General features: G+C 52.4%; 14 protein-coding genes. 9 read left to right on the top strand and 5 right to left on the bottom strand.

Annotation, left to right across the window (positions count from 1 at the left end; genetic code table 11):
- Nucleotides 1–4: 4 nt before the first annotated feature.
- The 3 genes from WC598_RS08250 to WC598_RS08240 all read left to right on the top strand — a co-directional run bounded on the left by WC598_RS08250 (nucleotide 5) and on the right by WC598_RS08240 (nucleotide 3,428).
- Nucleotides 5–1,327, top strand: a complete 1,323-nt coding sequence (locus WC598_RS08250) for a response regulator (protein WP_372961009.1) — start codon at nucleotides 5–7, stop codon at nucleotides 1,325–1,327.
- A 176-nt stretch (nucleotides 1,328–1,503) separates the two neighbouring features.
- Nucleotides 1,504–2,916, top strand: a complete 1,413-nt coding sequence (locus WC598_RS08245; RefSeq protein ID WP_372961008.1) for a PAS domain S-box protein — start codon at nucleotides 1,504–1,506, stop codon at nucleotides 2,914–2,916.
- A 5-nt stretch (nucleotides 2,917–2,921) separates the two neighbouring features.
- Nucleotides 2,922–3,428, top strand: a complete 507-nt coding sequence (locus WC598_RS08240; protein ID WP_372961007.1) for a GNAT family N-acetyltransferase — start codon at nucleotides 2,922–2,924, stop codon at nucleotides 3,426–3,428.
- A 93-nt stretch (nucleotides 3,429–3,521) separates the two neighbouring features.
- Here the strand turns inward: WC598_RS08240 and WC598_RS08235 are convergent, their stop codons facing one another.
- Both WC598_RS08235 and WC598_RS08230 read right to left on the bottom strand, forming a co-directional pair.
- A complete protein-coding gene (locus tag WC598_RS08235) occupies nucleotides 3,522–3,974 on the bottom strand; it encodes a hypothetical protein (protein WP_372961006.1) in 453 nt (150 codons plus the stop codon).
- A 106-nt stretch (nucleotides 3,975–4,080) separates the two neighbouring features.
- Complete coding sequence (locus WC598_RS08230) at nucleotides 4,081–5,127, bottom strand: histone deacetylase (RefSeq protein ID WP_372961005.1); 1,047 nt, start codon at nucleotides 5,125–5,127, stop codon at nucleotides 4,081–4,083.
- A gap of 473 nt (nucleotides 5,128–5,600) precedes the next feature.
- Between WC598_RS08230 and WC598_RS08225 the strand changes: the two genes are divergently transcribed.
- The 4 genes from WC598_RS08225 (at nucleotide 5,601) to WC598_RS08210 (ending at nucleotide 9,817) form a co-directional block, all read left to right on the top strand.
- Nucleotides 5,601–6,479: a formate/nitrite transporter family protein gene (locus WC598_RS08225; RefSeq protein ID WP_372961004.1), complete on the top strand. Its 879-nt coding sequence runs from the start codon at nucleotides 5,601–5,603 to the stop codon at nucleotides 6,477–6,479.
- Between the two features lie 327 nt (nucleotides 6,480–6,806).
- Nucleotides 6,807–7,310 (top strand): nucleotide-binding protein, encoded by a 504-nt coding sequence (locus WC598_RS08220; protein WP_372961003.1) that lies wholly within the window; start codon nucleotides 6,807–6,809, stop codon nucleotides 7,308–7,310.
- A 92-nt stretch (nucleotides 7,311–7,402) separates the two neighbouring features.
- Nucleotides 7,403–8,245 carry a hypothetical protein gene (locus WC598_RS08215; RefSeq protein WP_372961002.1) on the top strand — a complete coding sequence of 281 codons (843 nt, stop codon included), beginning with the start codon at nucleotides 7,403–7,405 and terminating at the stop codon, nucleotides 8,243–8,245.
- A gap of 573 nt (nucleotides 8,246–8,818) precedes the next feature.
- Nucleotides 8,819–9,817: a PAS domain S-box protein gene (locus WC598_RS08210; RefSeq protein ID WP_372961001.1), complete on the top strand. Its 999-nt coding sequence runs from the start codon at nucleotides 8,819–8,821 to the stop codon at nucleotides 9,815–9,817.
- 95 nt (nucleotides 9,818–9,912) lie between these two features.
- Here the strand turns inward: WC598_RS08210 and WC598_RS08205 are convergent, their stop codons facing one another.
- Nucleotides 9,913–10,581, bottom strand: coding sequence for a GNAT family N-acetyltransferase (locus WC598_RS08205; RefSeq protein ID WP_372961000.1), 669 nt, complete (start codon nucleotides 10,579–10,581; stop codon nucleotides 9,913–9,915).
- A gap of 380 nt (nucleotides 10,582–10,961) precedes the next feature.
- On the opposite strand from WC598_RS08205, the gene WC598_RS08200 reads away from it, so the two are divergent.
- Nucleotides 10,962–11,561 carry a carbonic anhydrase gene (locus WC598_RS08200; protein WP_372960999.1) on the top strand — a complete coding sequence of 200 codons (600 nt, stop codon included), beginning with the start codon at nucleotides 10,962–10,964 and terminating at the stop codon, nucleotides 11,559–11,561.
- A gap of 122 nt (nucleotides 11,562–11,683) precedes the next feature.
- Here WC598_RS08200 and WC598_RS08195 read toward each other — a convergent pair whose 3' ends face one another.
- Nucleotides 11,684–12,325: an FmdE family protein gene (locus WC598_RS08195; protein ID WP_372960998.1), complete on the bottom strand. Its 642-nt coding sequence runs from the start codon at nucleotides 12,323–12,325 to the stop codon at nucleotides 11,684–11,686.
- A gap of 809 nt (nucleotides 12,326–13,134) precedes the next feature.
- Nucleotides 13,135–13,557: a hypothetical protein gene (locus tag WC598_RS08190; protein ID WP_372960997.1), complete on the bottom strand. Its 423-nt coding sequence runs from the start codon at nucleotides 13,555–13,557 to the stop codon at nucleotides 13,135–13,137.
- A 410-nt stretch (nucleotides 13,558–13,967) separates the two neighbouring features.
- Between WC598_RS08190 and fdhF the strand changes: the two genes are divergently transcribed.
- Entirely contained in the window at nucleotides 13,968–16,037 is a 2,070-nt protein-coding gene (fdhF, locus tag WC598_RS08185) for a formate dehydrogenase subunit alpha (RefSeq protein ID WP_372960996.1), read from the top strand.

The following is a 16,037-nucleotide window of genomic DNA, read 5'->3' as shown; positions in this document are numbered from 1 at the left end:
CTGAATGGAAAACCCAAACAACCGAATGATAACAATCCTGCTTGTCGAGGACAGCCGGACCCAGGCAGAATACTTACGCCATATTCTTGAGAATGAAGGATACCGCGTCACCCTTGCTGACAACGGTTCTGATGCACTCTTACAGCTTGCAAAGGACCGGCCGTCCATCATCCTCTCCGATATCGTTATGCCCGAGATGGATGGCTATGAGCTCTGTTCCCGGGTCAAGCAGAACAAAGAGACCGCCTCAATTCCGGTTATCCTTGTCACCCAGCTCTTCGATCCGGTTGACGTGATTAAGGGCCTTGAGTCCGGGGCGGATGATTTTATTATCAAACCTTTTGACCCGGAATATGTCCAGTTACGGATCTGCAGTATCCTCAAAACCATGAAACAGCCTGACCCGGATGGTCCAGCCCAGCCTCTCAAAATAACCCTCTTCAGCAAAACCCACATCATTCCCGCAAGCAGGGTCCAGATCTTAAGCATCCTCCTCTCAACGTACGAAGTGGCGGTACGAAAAAATGTTGAACTGGAAGAGGCCCGGGAACGGCTCAACGCGGTGAATGAGCAGATCCAGCAGGCAATTGCCGATCTCAAACGATCCAACACCCGGCTCGAAGAGGAGAATCTTGAACGACGGAGAGTTGAAAAAGCTCTTGATGAGGCAAATAAAAAACTCAACCTCATGGCAAGCATCACGCGCCACGATGTGATCAACCAGCTCAACAGCCAGCACGAGTCGCTCGAATCTGCCCTTTCCTTAAGCACCCGGGATCCGGTCAAGGCATGGGAACATGTAGCGGCCGCATCCCAGATCACGACCCAGACCTTAAACTCGGTCCGGTTCACGGAAGATTACCAGAAAGTCGGGATCAAGTCCCCCCAGTGGCAGGATCTCTCAACACTTGTCGATACTGCGGGAAAGAATCAGGCACACGACCGGATCTCAATCATCAACGAGATTGCTCCGGGGACCGGGATCTATGCCGATCCCCTTATCGGAAAAGTGTTCTCCAACCTGATTGAAAATGCGGTAAAATACGGGGGAAACGTTTCTCTCGTCCGGTTCAGTACGGCGGTGGAAGGAACGGACACGATCATCCTCTGCCAGGATGACGGGGCCGGAATCCCGTCCGGTAAAAAAGAGCGGATTTTCAGTTACGAATACGGGATGAACACCGGTCTTGGTCTCTTCCTCTCCCGCGAGATCCTGGCAATAACCTCAATTACCATCCGCGAAACCGGGGTTACCGGTTCCGGGGCACGGTTTGAGCTCCGGTGTCCTGCAGGGACAATCCGCACTGCGGGCCGGGTGGAATCCTAACTCATCAGGATGCGATAGAACGGACTTTCAAATGAAGGGCACAGATCGCGAGATCTGATCCGGGCAGCTGCGCAGTTAAAAAGGGATATTCCGTTCATTCTCGTCCGGACCTGTTGTATCTGCGGCAATCTTTTTGCACGTTGACAGCGAAAAAAACATACGCAGGATTTTTCATCATGCATATCCCCGCTTTTTCTCATAACGGCGATCCCGTTCACAGCCGACGCATCCTGGTGCTGATTGCACTGACCGCTATCACTCTCGGGGTAAACCTCTTTGGCATGACCGCCGGCCTCACTGCCGTTCTTTCCCACCTGCTCTATTTCCCGGTCATCCTGGCCTCTTACTGGTATCCCCGACGCGGGCTCAGTTTCTCGGTAGGCATTGCTGCTGGCTACGCACTCCTCGTTTTCCTGTCAGTTCCTGTCAATACACTGATTGGTATTGAAACCTTCACGCGCATGGCAATCCTTGTGCTTGTTGGCAGCGTTGTGGCCTTTCTCTCTTTGAATCTTGCCGAATCCGAACAAAAACTCCAGGATATCATAGAATTCCTGCCCGATCCTGTCTTTGCCATCGATCACGAAGGAAAAGTAATTGCGTGGAACCGGGCCGTTGAAGAGATGACCGGAAAACCCAAAGCTGCAGTGCTGGGCCGGATGAATGATGAATATTCCCTTGCATTCTACAGCGAACGGCGCCCTATGCTCGCAGGCCTGATCCTGAAAAATGAGGAGGGTATCCTAAAAAAGTACCCGTCCGTCCGCCGCGAATCCCGTCGGTTTGTCGCGGAATCATATCTCCCGCATTTTCATGGTGAACGGGGGGTGTACCTGCGGTTCTCGGCCACTGCTCTCCTGGATGCCCGGGGAAATGTCACCGGTGCTATCGAATCTGTCCGGGATATCTCCGACCAGGTGATGACTGAGTCGGCTCTCAAGAATACCGGAAACCGGCTCAATACAATATCAGGGATCCTCCGCCACGACATGTCCAGGATACTTGCTGTTCTCTACGGCCAGCTCCGGCTCGGGGTGATGAAATTCCGGGATCCGGGTATTATCGCCTTCATCTCCGAGATCAAGGAATCCGCAAACAGTCTCAAACACCAGATCGACATATCCCGGGAATTCCGGGATATCGGTACTACGCCTCCCTCATGGATTCCCGTGCAGCAGGCAATTACTGAAGCGGCAGGCCAGCTGGATTTCGGAAAGACGGAAATGAGGGCCTGGACCGAGCGTCTCGAAGTTTTTTCGGACCCGCACCTGTCCGGGGTTTTTTACCATCTCCTCCACAATGCACTCAAGGAATCCACGGGTGTGACAAACGTGATCATCACCTACCATATCCGCGACAACGGATGCGCTATCGTTATTGAGGACAACGGGACCGGCATCGCGGATGCTGAAAAGGAGCAGCTGTTCCTCCAGAGGGAAGACAGTTTCGGGCGCGGGCTGTCCCTGTCCCACGAGATCCTGTCCTTAACCGGCATGAAAATCCGTGAGACCGGGATATATATGAAAGGTGCACGGTTCGAGATCATCATACCTCCGGAAGGCTACCGGATTATTGGCATGGGAGCGTGAAGAGTATGGATCCCCCTCAGCCACCCTCATCCATGGCGTCAAAGGAATTTCAACAAAATGTCCGTTCAACATTCTCCGGACCATGTACTGTTCGGGAACTACGGGCAGACGAGTTCCATCTTGCGGACGAGATCTGGATGGATTACCACGAAACGAAAGGGGATCCGTCCCATGACCGGATTTTTGCAGTATTCTCCGGCTCAACTCCCGTCTCCGTTGCACGGTGCCGGCGTCATCCTGACGGGGTGGAAGTGGATGGTATCTTCACTCCGGAGACGTATCGCGGCAGAGGATATTCCCGGATTGCGGTGGGTGCGCTTGTTGAAGCCTGCCATAATGACAATCTCTTCATGTATGCAGTCCGGCATCTTGTCGGGTTTTATACCGGCTTCGGGTTCCAGCTGATCTCGGAAAAGGATCTTCCCGATGTGATACGGGAGCGGTATACCTGGGCAGCCGGAAATCTCGAAGGGGCCGAAGTTCAGCCCATGCGCCGGAACGCCGGCCTGTAACCCGCGGTGAAAAAAAAAAAGAAGTATGGTGAATCAAATCTTAAAATTGGGAGGGTTTCCTGTCGGGACACCCATGATTCGCAGAATCCGGTTTTATTTCCACCGGAAGATCGGGATCATCGGCTTGAGGGGATCATAACTCTCACCACTTGACGATAACTGCCAGGTGCGGGAGAATGTATCGTTTTTTTCGTTCTCAAAGGTGATGACAACCTTTACCTCAGCAACCATCTTCTCCAGTTGACGGACAGAAATTGCATCCGCTTGCAGCGAATCAAGATCGAACTCGATATTTTCTGGAACCAGTGCAACATGGATTTTCTGTGCAACTGCATTTCCCGAATTACGGATGGTGATCCCTTTTGCATCCGGGTTGAGTTCAGCCACGATATCCGGCAGGGATGCGCTGTCCTGCATGATGAGGAGTGTCATGACAAGGGCAGCCAGGATAACAAAGACAATACCGGCTGCATAGATATTGATAAAGAAAACAACCCCGGTAATGATGAGTCCTGCAACGATCAGGATTCGTGTCTTTTGGTCCATAGTGTCCTTTGTGCGCTCCAGTTTTTGTGTTTAACGGTTTGATCACCGGGTTTTGAGAGGTGGAGATTGGTCTTAAGGATCCGACTGCGAGGAACTATCGTTTGGGTTATCCCTGCAGGTTGTGGATTTTTTTGAGGAGACTGATTGTTTCAATGGTTTTCTGTCCCGGTTTTCCGGCAGTGTTTTCTTCCGGTACCTTTCCTTTGAGTACGTCAAAGACAGATCTCACGGCAGCCCCATGGGAAGGGCCATATCCCCCCTCAAGGATGAGAGCGAGCGGGCAGTCTGCGGCTTTCAGAACGAGATGGGTGAGGAGGCCGATATCGGCCGGCCCGAGTTTCATGGAACCCAGGGGATCGTCTTCCAGGATATCCTGTCCTGCGGATATAATTACGAGACCCGGACGGAATCTCCGGAATGCCGGGATAAATATATCTCTGAACGTGAGCAGGTAATCGGCGATTGCGGAATTGCGCTCAAGGGGCGCGTTGATGGTAAACCCTTTTCCCGCGCCGGTGCCGATCTCTTCGATGAGGCCCGTGTGGGGGAAGAAATCCTTCTGGTGGACGGAACAGTACAGTACGCGATCCTCCTCATAAAAAATATTCTGGGTGCCATTGCCGTGATGGGCATCCCAGTCAATGATCGCTACCCGGTCAACGGACTTGAGGGCATCTGCCGCAGCAACGGCGGTATTATTCAGGAGGCAGAATCCCATGGCCCGGTCCGCTTCGGCATGATGGCCCGGGGGCCGGACAAGGGCAAAGCAGCGCTCTCCGGAAAGGGCGTATTCGACCGCCGCTGCCGCAGACCCGGCCGCGTACGTGGCAACTTCGTACGAGCAGGGGTTGATGTAGGTATTCGGATCAATATACCCCGGGACCAGCTGGTTGTTCTCGAAGTATCCCCCGGAATACGCGTATTCATCGAGACTGCAGAAGTCAACGTGCTTAACACACTGTCGTTCAAGCCATGTCAGGTATCCCGGGACATGGACCCTTTCCAGCTGGGAACGGGTTGCCTGCACCGGCTCGTGGATGGTGATATCCGCGGGCATGCTTTCCAGTACAGACAGGAGCCGGTCGTGGCACTCTGCATGACCTTTGCAGTCATGATTTTTAAAAATCGGGCCCGAAATTGCAGAAACGTTCATTGGATGGTGGTCCCTGGTAATCCGATACTACATATCCGTTTTTTACAGATTATGAACGTTGTGAAATTTGCATAGAGCACACGCATACCCGGTAATATCCTCCGAACCGGCTCGTGTTTTCCAGGGTTTCCGTTTTTTTTCCGACGTGGCTGATCTGTCTTCCACCTCGGTGTCCGGTGTGTTTTTGCCATGCGCGTTGGGTGTTTCGGGGAACTAAACCGGTCACCGGAAAGGCTTTAAAGACCTTTGGGGGTGATCCGCAGGTAACCGGTTTTCATAAAAAAATATATAAAGTAAATAACAACTGATTCGTCGGAGTTATGCGCTTTTTTACCATCCCGGCTGAAAGCGGGCCCTGCCGGCGAGCAATTCGAAAATTATTAATAACTCGGTACAAAAGTTTTCATTGGCCTATACGAGATTCGTATCAATAGTCACTGGTATAGGTGAATGATTCAGAGGTGTGTTAAAAAATGGTTTTTCATCCGCCGGTAGCAATTACTGCAAAGGCAGGAGATGCCGGTAAGTACAAAGTCGGCTTACCGGCCTGGAACATGGTCCTCCGTGGATTCATGTCGGGCGCATATATCGCCATGGGTGCAGCTCTTGCGACAGTCTGTTCAACAGGTATAATGGCAACTGATGTTGCTCTCCGCTACGGTACTGCGAGTGCCGGGTTTTCCCAGTTGATTCTGGGATGTGTGTTCCCGGTTGGGCTTATCATCACCGTTCTTACGGGTGCTGAGCTCTTCACTGGTGATGCAATGCTCGCCCCGATGGCAGCGTTCATTCACAAGGTCACCTGGATGCAGGTTATCAACCTGTGGATCTTCGTGTATATCGGTAACCTCATCGGATCGATCGTATTTGCCTACATCATGGCATATGGTCCGTTTGTCTCCTTCGATGCCGCAGGTGTCGGAACGGTTTCCGCTTTCGGTACACGGGCAATTGCTATAGCCGGAGCCAAAGTCAGCTATGTCGGAATGATGGGCATGTGGTCTGCATTCCTCAAGGGTATCGCCTGCAACTGGCTTGTCAACCTCGCTATCCTGCTCGGTATCTGTGCGGATGACGCGGTCGGCAAGTTCTTTGGTATCTGGTTCCCGATCATGGCCTTCGTTTCCAGCGGATTCGAACACTGCGTTGCAAACATGTACTTCATACCTGCGGGAATATTCACCCAGGGATTCATTACAGACCCAACGAAGATCAACGCCAGCATCAACTGGGTTACCATGTGGACCGCTAACATCATACCGGTAACAATCGGTAACATCGTCGGTGGACTCCTGTTTGTGGGTATAATTTACTGGGTTGCATTCCGGAAAGAGATTGCTGCCCTGAAGTAATTTTTCACCACATTCATATATTTTTATGAATATCAGGCATACCAAAATCCAAATTTTCCTACTCGCAATAGCGGGAGTAATCTCTTTTCGGTCCCGCATATTGCCGCCTCATGTCTGTGTCCCGCGGCCCGGATTCATCTCATCCGGATAATCGCGGGGCCTTTTTTCATCAGTTATTCCGCAGGTATTGCCGATGCAGTACGTCCGGTCAGCCTCCGGATCGGAAGATGAGATCCTCTCTCAATCTCTTTTGGTGCAGCGCGTATCCCGGGAATGCGGAAACATAATCGTAGCACTGAAGTAGGTTAACGCCAAACATTCATTTTGATGAAGATTGGAAATGTTGACGTGAAGGTCTCAATTGTCTCAATCGCGGTATTTGTGTTCTTCACCCTGATTCTTATCATCGCCTCCCTGTTCAGTCCTGAAGTACGGTCGAACCTGATCTGGATGATCCCGTGCCTGTTCCTGCTTCTCGTCATCCCTGTTGCGCTCAACTATATGAGCCGCAGCGAATATGCGGATCTCACTCCCCAATACGAGGTTGAAGCAAAAACCGTACGGGTCAGGCTGATCAATGAGAGTATGGTCGGCAAACCCGTGCGGATTGAAGGTGTGGTGGAACGGGTTCATTTCCAGTTCCTGAACCGGCCGCAGTTTATGGTTGCAGACCGGTCCGGCGCAATCTCGGTCAAGATGTTCACCAGTCCCGATGAAGATATAAAGGTCAATGATATCGTCGAGGTGCTGGGACAGGTAATCCGCCGGTATATCGTAACCGGTGATCCGGTGATCAACTGCGTATCCATACGGAAGATCAGAAAAAACTAAGGTGGTCCCTCATCTCCATATCCCGGAGTTGAACCAACCCGGATTTTAATCTTCCCTGCAGAACAGATTTTTCTCATAAAATGGTGATACAGATGCCTGATCAACAGACGCCACAAAATCAGAATTCCCCCGGCTCAACGATCCTGTACCTGGAGCTGGCAGTACCTGCACTCTCCTTTGGCGGGGCCTTTCTGGCCCTGTTTTTTTCCGGTATCGGCAGTACCCTGGATATTCGGTACTTTGCCATGGGATGCGTTATCAGCTCATTCGTACTGGCCTATCTCGCATGGATCCGGCCGCGGAAAGATATTGTCGCACTGTCAACGCCGATCTATTCCATTATCTTCTTTGTCGCACCTTCGGATATTGCGGTCAACCTTGTCCTTGAACTGCTTTACGCAACAAGCCTTACTATCCTGCTCGTGCGGCTGAAACACCGGTTTGGTGCAGTCCATCTGTCAGATGCTCATAAAAGAAATGTTCTCGAAGATTCCTTAAACGGATACTGTGATTCTGTGAACGCACAGGTATCCGGCCTGAACCCGGCAATAGTACATTATGCAGCGGCCGGGTTTATCCGGTTCGCCCAGGGAGATTACCGGGATGTGGTCACTGTGGCAGATGTGGCAATCGCAGAGATCGTGGATGCAGAGTATCACCCCGCCATTTCAACCGCGTTTGCCATTATGCGCGAACAGGCTCTGTTGCTTGATGCGTCTGCGGATCAACCGGAACATTTCATTGAATTCTCTGAAACTGACATTAGTCTCCTTGTAAAACCTCTGCCTCCCAAGGATAAATCCCGTGAGCGGTTTGAGGTAATGCTCGAGAATGCCCTGCTCCTCCTCTTTGCAGCTGCATGGAATGGATCCGAAAAGGAGCACCCGCTCCTCCTTACCGGGCAGAGTTTTGCCGTAAAGCTCTGCACCCTTTAATCACAGGCTCCACTACGGTATCTGTTTTTTTTCGGGTGAACTGCTGCCAGTAAACGATCCGTGAAGCCGGCTTTCTTCTCACGTGGTTTTGGGTATTGACGTCCCGGAACCCCCCCTATCCAGCAATCCGGTATTGGGGGAATTGCGCCCCGGGGGCTGGAACACCCGGTTATACCGGGCACATGGTCGTGCGCGAACGGTAAGGGAAACACTGAAGAACCGGAACCTGCAGGAACCGCAGGCAGATTTTTATTGACGGATTACCCGGCGCTTGTGGGTTGAAACGAATGTGAAATGTCTGACAACGTCATCAGCGGGTTACACAACGGTTGATAAGAAAGGTATTGGGAGAGTCCTGGATATGGTGATATGGTTCAGAGGTGTGTATACCAACATAGGGTGAGCAGGATCTTTCCCATTGGGCAGTATGCAGTGCACTAGTGCACAAACACTATGCACAATACATATTATTGCACACCCATAATTAAGCATTGGCATCAATAATGCAGTGCAGATGCAGTGAGCACAGCACACAACAACCTGTGATGCGGACTTTACTGAGGTGGCGGTTCAATGGCTGGAAATGTGGGTGAAGACGAGACAACACGTATCCTGAAGATCCTCAAAGAGCATCCGCTGGGTATGAGTATCAAGGAGATCTCGGCTGCGGTTTCCATGAGCCGGAACTCCGCTGCGAAGTATCTCGAGGTACTCACGGTTTCGGGTCAGCTGGAACTCCGCCACATAGGAAATGCCAAGCTGTATACCCTGTCCCGCAGGATTCCGATCGGGAACCTCCTCAACCATGCGGGCGAACTCATCATCGTCCTTGACAATGACCTGCGGATCGTTCAGGCAAGCGACTCGTTCTGCCTGTTTGCCGGGGTCCCCCGGCCGAAGATACTTGGCTTCCACTTAAGTTCCCTCACGGTTCCGCTTCTGTCGGAACGGGATGAACTGGAACTCCAGGCGCTCCTGCGTGGCGGCCCCTCCCTAAAAAAAGAGATACGGGCAGTCCGGAACGGGGATGAGGTCTTCTTCAACGGCCGGTTCATTCCCGCACTGTTCGAGAACGGGGGGTCCGGCGTCACCGTGATTCTTGAGGATATCACGGAACGGATGCGGGCTGAGCGGGCAACTCTCGAACGTGACCGGCTTCTCCATACGATCTTCCATATTCCAACCACTCCCCAGTTTTACATTGACCGGAATCACAAGGTCGTGTACTGGGACCGGGCGCTCGAGATCATGACCGGCATAAAAGCCGAAGAGATGGTTGGCACTCACAATCACTGGAAAATGTTTTATCCGGCAGAGCGGCCCTGCCTTGCGGATCTGGTGATTGACGGGAACCATGCGAGAATCGCCGCGCTGTATGCCGGATCCCGTTTGCCGAATGCCGATGAACAATATGAATATACGGGATTTTTCAGTTCCCTTGGTGCTGGAGGAAAGTGGCTGCATATCACCGCTATGCCGATTCGGGACCCGGCCGGAAACCTGACCGGCGCAATGGAGACGGTCGAGGATGTAACCGACAAGAAAAACCGGGGGTTCATTGTCTCGGAGTGATATCATTAAAACCAGTTCCTTAACGAAGCCAACCGGTTATTCAAAACGAAAAAGATCTGAACATGGGAAAACCGGTTTTTTGTAACAAGGGAGAGTTATGCGATCACTTTTTTCTGGCTGGTTTCCCGCTGGACCTGCCCGTGGGAACCCGGTTCCCGGCGCATAGGGCAGACATCGATTCCCTTAAGATTTCCCATGCAGAAGTCGAACCGGTCCCGAATCGATTTGGGAAGCTCGATCTCCGGAATTGAGTAAAATCCGAAACTGCCATAGAAGTCCATCAGTTCCAGTTTGGAATGCATGTACAGGGTCTCGTTCCTGCCGCACTCCTCAATTAAGAGGGACATGACCGAGCGGGCAAAACCCCGGAGCCGGTATTCGTCGAGCACGTAAACAGCATCCACCTCAAGACCGTCTTCGTGCCGCGCACAGCGGGCAACACCAATGATACGCGTTCCGACAAACACCGCAAAGAGCCGGTCGTGCTCCCGGTCAGCTTTCTGCTGGTGATAGTGGATCCACAGTTCCCGTTCGGCCCGCGCCATCTCGGAAGGCGTGAGTTCCCGGACCTCGACGGCCTCATAGATGCGCGCAGGTGCAGCTGTGGTACTCTCCGAGAAAATGGCCCTGCCGATCCTGCCGATAAAACCCGGCCGGAACGTAACAAAGCCCCCGCTCTCCTCGCCGGCAAGAGCATAAAGGGTGAGGAGCGTCTTGTCCTCATTATATTCTTCAACCTCAGCAGGTGCGGAGATGGTTGGCATGGGATACCTCCTCTGCTTTTTGGGGTGCACTCAGAAAAGAGCGGTTTTTTTCTCGCATTGTGATCATCACGGGAGAACAACGGTCTCTGATATTCTATAGCCGTTATCGTTCCAACCAGATAAAACCTGCCAGCCTGCCCCGATCATTTTTATCTTTGTCGTACGCGACAATTCCGATCTATTCCGGATCACAACCCTGCCATAGTGGGGAACTGGTTTTTCACAGAGAAATATTCCGGTACCCGGACACCGGCTGACATTCATACCCGTGCCCACAGACTCATAACGAAAAGTATTTTGATCCTCCTTACCAGTATCAGTATACGCATACGCCGGTTCCTGCCAGCGTATGTAATAACACTGTCAGAGGTGTGTATGGCATGATAGACAAACTCTTACTAGGGAACCTGAGGTTTCGGGAGACTGATTTCACCCCGAACATTGACTATTACAAGGAACTGGCCGGAAGCCAGCACCCGACAACGCTCTGGATAGCCTGTTCGGACTCACGGCTCCAGTCCGGGCACATAACGCAGGCACGCGCAGGGGAACTCTTTATCCAGCGCAATATCGGTAATATTGTCCCGATCCACGACTGGAATTTTGCAACGGTTCTGGAATACGCGGTCGTTCACCTGAAAGTTAATGACGTGGTCATCTGCGGCCACTCGAACTGCGGGGCGATACGGGCACTTGACAAGGAGAGCACGGACTCCTACATTCCGCTCTGGCTCAACAATGCCCGCGAGGCCAAAACCCGGGTGGATGCAAAGATCCCACCGCCGCAGACCGTGCTTGAGAAGGATGAACGCTACAAGCTCATCGAGCAGGAGAATGTCCGGCTCCAGATCGAACACCTGTTCACGTACCCGCTCCTGAAAAAAGCGGTGGATGAGAAAAGGGTGGAAGTTCACGGACTCTACTACGATCTGGGCACCGGTGTGTTGTCAAGGATAAAGTCGGCCGGTCCTGCGACTTGAGATGGATATGCGTTCTCCCGGTGGAACCGCCTGCGGGCGTGAATACAACTGTTGAGACGGATCCGGTTTCCCGCGTCCGCGCTCCCGTCTATTTTTGGGAAATTCTTTCCCATTATTGTTGTTCAGGACAACCGCTCATAATATTTCATGGAGCCGCAGGCACCGCACTGCTCCCCCTCGATGAGGTAATCCGGGACTGTCTCGCCGCAACATTTGCAGGAGACCGAAATCCATTTCTTCTTTTTGTGTACAGTAACCCGGACCTGCTCTGAGGAGAGGATCTGTCGTCCGGCCCGGAAAATCTCTTCCTGCAGGAGGCCTTTCATGGTGTGTTTGTCGTAGGCCGGACTGTTGGCATACCAGGTGTCAATGGTGGGGAATTTTTTGAGTTTATCCAGGTCCACGTACACCCTGACTGCATCAGCTGTATCAGATTCTGACGGGGCGTTGAGCGTTATGGCGAATTTTCCTATGGGCACGACTTTGAGCCGGTTGTTGCCGGTCGTGCAGTGAGCTATCACCTGCAGGGCATCCGGAAGGCACTTGGGCGTCTCGCAGACCCCGTAGAGTTTTTTATCCGGTGTAACCCCGAGCAGTTCCAGGGCATAATCCACCATGAATGCTCCGATCAGGACCCCGGGGGCCGGGTAGGTGTGGAATTCAGACACCCGGAGGATCTCCTGCGTGAGGTGGGGGCTGACCCCGCAGGCTTTCAGACTGGCTTTCAGCGCTTCCGGAGATTCTTCCTGGTGACCTGATTTCATACCAATACGTAAGCACATTATCTGATAAACATGTTATGAAAAACAACGTATTTTATTGAATGAATATGGGTAGGTGTACCGGACATCCCGGGACGGGCGAAACTCGTGGTGGCTGACCTGTAAATTTGTAAGGACTGCAGTCAATTGCAGAGTTTTAGCTCTTAACAAAAATGAACGCGTGATAAGAATCCATCTCTATTATCACTTGTGGAAACTGATGCCCCCCGTATGGGGAATGCCACAACGACTTTTCAATTATCTGTGAAAAACGAACATTTTACCCGCCGTTCCCATGGAGAGACCTGATCTGGAGAACTCAAGGGTTCTGTCCGCCGGCTCACTGATTCTGGTCATCTTATTATGGATCCATTTGGATCATTTCTGATAAATTCCAGCACAAAAATCCCCATCCGGTTTTGCATAAAAAAACCCGCGATCAATATCCGGCAAAAAAATTTCAATCACCCCCTCACCCCCTGCCCGGAATTTTTCAACCGCACCCTGGTTGCATTTTTTGGTGGGTCTCACCGGAGAATCAAAAATTTTGTAGCATGTACATGCCGATTGTAGGATAATTATCCGATTGTAGCCTCATCAACTAACACCCCATGATCGCGATTGAAATTTTTTTAGCAGGGTCTGATATGAAAAAGTACCTGGAAACGTGCACTAAAAATGTGATGCCAGATCCTGCATCAGGTCCTTTTCAGCATCATCTTATGTGGGATCCAATCGATCGGGCATCTAGAATTATTGAGCAACGTATCCAGACATTTATACTTACGTTTCGTTCTCTCTTTCCCCTCGTGCTACAGCCTGTTGCGGGAGGGAAATAAGCAGGCTGCGAGTACATCCTCACCGCTGGCGTGACCGCTTTCCATAAGCGATCCGGCAAGGGCTGATAGTGAGATTATCGAGACCGGGATCTTCAGGCCGAATGCCTTGATTGTTGCCGGGGGGATAAATGGTGTTCGGCAATACGCACGCACGCTCCAGCGGTCGACCACGATTCCCATCTGGCCGAGTCGTGTGGCCACCCGGCTGTACGACATCGTATCCGCGAATGCCCGGCAGAGATCCACTACCGGGGATCCAATCCGCGTCCCGGGATAGAACGGTTCTTCGGGTACCACAATCTTCCCGCAGGATCGACAGTATGCCCGGTGGATGATCACTTCGATTATGTGATCCCCGTCGTCCTCATGGAGGATCGCAAATCGCTTTCTCCGCATATCATAGCCGGAAAGGGTGCCGCCACAGATTTTACAGGGACCTGCTGTCACATATCCGGTTTCGTTACATACCCGGAGCGCGGCATGCACAATACCTCCGAGTATGGGAGGTACCGGGCGCAGCTTCACTGCAATCGCCCCGTATCATCGCCGTTCATTCTTCGAGGGGCAGACTTCAGGAAGATCATATATTCGTGTATACCCTGCCCCCATAAGCGGAGAATGCCAATAACCCCCAGATAATCACCAATTATGAGGTATTTTTCAGAATGTATAAATATGGTGTTTACCGAGATCAGTAATCAAGCAAAGTTGTTTAACCAATTTTGCAAAAAACACTGTCAGAGGTGTGTGTGCATGGTTGTTCCGGCTGCTTTAGGCCGGGGCTTCTGTGAGTGTTTGGTGATATAATGGTCAATAGTTCGAGTACTCTTAAGTATGTACCGACAACTTGTCCGTACTGCGGGGTGGGCTGCGGCCTGAACCTTGTGGTGAACGATGGCAAGCTTGTTGGTGTTGAACCGTATAAGCGCAGCCCCATCAATGAGGGAAAACTCTGCCCGAAAGGCGCATCCTGCTGGGAATCTGTCCAGAAGCCCGGACGGCTTACAAAGCCGAAGATCAAGAAGAACGGCAAGTTCGTGGACGCTTCCTGGGACGAAGCCATTGAGCTGATTACGAAAAAGTTCAAGGAGACCTCCGATAAGTTCGGCCCCCGGTCCCTCGGTTTCCATACCTCGTGCCGTACCGTCAACGAGGACTGCTACGCCCTGCAGAAGTGGGCACGGGTTGCTTTCCAGACAAACAACGTTGACAACTGCGCGCGCATCTGCCATGGACCCTCCGTTGCCGGTCTCTCGCTCTCGTTTGGTTCCGGTGCAGCAACGAACCCGTTTGAAGATGTCCTGAACTCCAAGCTTATCGTTCTCTGGGGTTCCAATGCAGTCGAGGCCCACCCGCTTGCCGGCCGGCGTATCATGCAGGCCAAGAAGGCAGGTATCCCCATCATTGTTGTTGACCCGCGGTACAGTGCCACTGCCCGGCTTGCTGACCAGTGGATCCAGTTCAACCCGTCGACCCACATTGCGCTTGCCAACTCCATGATGTACTGGATCATCCATGACGATCTCCAGGACAAGGCGTTCATCGCGGACCGGACCAAGGGCTTTGACGATCTCAAGAAGACCGTCGAGAAATACGCCAATGTTGAGGATATCACCGGTGTCCCGACGGATATTGTCAGGGCATTTGCCCGCCAGTATGCATCTGCAAAGAATGCAGTTATCATCTACTGCCTGGGCATCACCGAGCTGACGACCGGAACCGACAATGTCCGATCCATGGGCAACCTCGCTCTCTTAACCGGGAATGTCGGCCGCCCCGGTGTCGGTGTCAACCCGCTCCGTGGCCAGAACAACGTGCAGGGCGCCTGCGACATGGGTGCATACCCTAACGTCTTCTCAGGCTACCAGGCTGTTGCCGTTGCCGATAACCGTGCCAAGATGGAGAAACTCTGGTTCATGAAGGAAGGCTCCCTGCCCGACTGGTATGGTGTCACCTTAACCGAACAGATCACCCAGTGCGGCGACCCCATCAAGGCGATGTATATCCTCGGCCTGAACCCGGTAGTTTCCTACCCTGATTCAAACCATGTCAAGAGATCCCTTGACAAACTCGACTTCCTTGTCATCCAGGATATCTACTGGAACGAGAGCTGCGAGTACGCGGACGTTGTCCTGCCCGGCACCTGCTTTGCCGAGAAGGACGGCACGTTCACAAGCGGTGAGCGCCGTGTCAATCGTGTCCGTAAGGCCGTTGACGGTCCCGGCGAAGCTAAGTACGACTGGGAGATCATCGGCATGCTTGCCAAGAAGATGGGCCTCAAGGGCTTTGACTGGAAGACCGCAAAGGATGTCTGGGACGATATGCGGGCATGCACCCCGAACCTGTTTGGTGTAACCTACGAGAAGATGGAGAAGCCCGAATCGATCCACTGGCCCTGCCCGACCGAGGAACACGCGGGAACGCCGATCCTTCATATCGGGAAATTCTCCGCAGCGGATGGCAAGGGCACCATGTTTGGTCTCGAATACAAGCCGCCGGCAGAAGTTGCCGATGCAGAGTACCCGTATACCATGATGACCGGCCGTGTCATCTTCCACTACCACACCAGGACCCAGACAGACCAGTGTGCAGTCCTGCACTACGAAGTCCCCGAGTCCTATGTCCAGATGAACATCAAGGATGCAAAGGAACTTGGTGTCAAGAACGGTGAGAAGGTCAAGATCAAGAGCCGCCGTGGCGAGACAATTACCATCGCCCGGGTTGGCACCGATGTTGCCCCGAAGGTGCTCTATATGGCCATGCATTTTGCTGATGGTGTCAACAACCTCACCAACACCGCGCTCGACCCGCTCTCAAAGATGCCTGAGCTCAAGCACTGTGCTGTCAGTGTTGAAAAGATCGCGGGGGCGAAGTAA

Origin of the sequence: Methanoregula sp., assembly GCF_041645475.1 — an archaeon.
Taxonomy (GTDB): domain Archaea; phylum Halobacteriota; class Methanomicrobia; order Methanomicrobiales; family Methanospirillaceae; genus Methanoregula.
Note: the sequence above shows the minus strand (reverse complement) of the source record. Positions and strands in the feature narration are given on the sequence as shown.

What these genes read in the sequence shown, in the direction of transcription:
- WC598_RS08195 (WP_372960998.1), bottom strand. Translation starts at nt 12,325, where the DNA reads ATGAAATCAGGTCACCAGGAAGAATCTCCGGAAGCGCTGAAAGCCAGT.
- WC598_RS08245 (WP_372961008.1), top strand. Translation starts at nt 1,504, where the DNA reads ATGCATATCCCCGCTTTTTCTCATAACGGCGATCCCGTTCACAGCCGA.
- WC598_RS08240 (WP_372961007.1), top strand. Translation starts at nt 2,922, where the DNA reads ATGGATCCCCCTCAGCCACCCTCATCCATGGCGTCAAAGGAATTTCAA.
- WC598_RS08200 (WP_372960999.1), top strand. Translation starts at nt 10,962, where the DNA reads ATGATAGACAAACTCTTACTAGGGAACCTGAGGTTTCGGGAGACTGAT.
- WC598_RS08225 (WP_372961004.1), top strand. Translation starts at nt 5,601, where the DNA reads ATGGTTTTTCATCCGCCGGTAGCAATTACTGCAAAGGCAGGAGATGCC.
- WC598_RS08205 (WP_372961000.1), bottom strand. Translation starts at nt 10,581, where the DNA reads ATGCCAACCATCTCCGCACCTGCTGAGGTTGAAGAATATAATGAGGAC.
- WC598_RS08210 (WP_372961001.1), top strand. Translation starts at nt 8,819, where the DNA reads ATGGCTGGAAATGTGGGTGAAGACGAGACAACACGTATCCTGAAGATC.
- WC598_RS08220 (WP_372961003.1), top strand. Translation starts at nt 6,807, where the DNA reads ATGAAGATTGGAAATGTTGACGTGAAGGTCTCAATTGTCTCAATCGCG.
- WC598_RS08250 (WP_372961009.1), top strand. Translation starts at nt 5, where the DNA reads ATGGAAAACCCAAACAACCGAATGATAACAATCCTGCTTGTCGAGGAC.
- WC598_RS08235 (WP_372961006.1), bottom strand. Translation starts at nt 3,974, where the DNA reads ATGGACCAAAAGACACGAATCCTGATCGTTGCAGGACTCATCATTACC.
- WC598_RS08215 (WP_372961002.1), top strand. Translation starts at nt 7,403, where the DNA reads ATGCCTGATCAACAGACGCCACAAAATCAGAATTCCCCCGGCTCAACG.
- fdhF (WP_372960996.1), top strand. Translation starts at nt 13,968, where the DNA reads ATGGTCAATAGTTCGAGTACTCTTAAGTATGTACCGACAACTTGTCCG.
- WC598_RS08230 (WP_372961005.1), bottom strand. Translation starts at nt 5,127, where the DNA reads ATGAACGTTTCTGCAATTTCGGGCCCGATTTTTAAAAATCATGACTGC.
- WC598_RS08190 (WP_372960997.1), bottom strand. Translation starts at nt 13,557, where the DNA reads ATGCGGAGAAAGCGATTTGCGATCCTCCATGAGGACGACGGGGATCAC.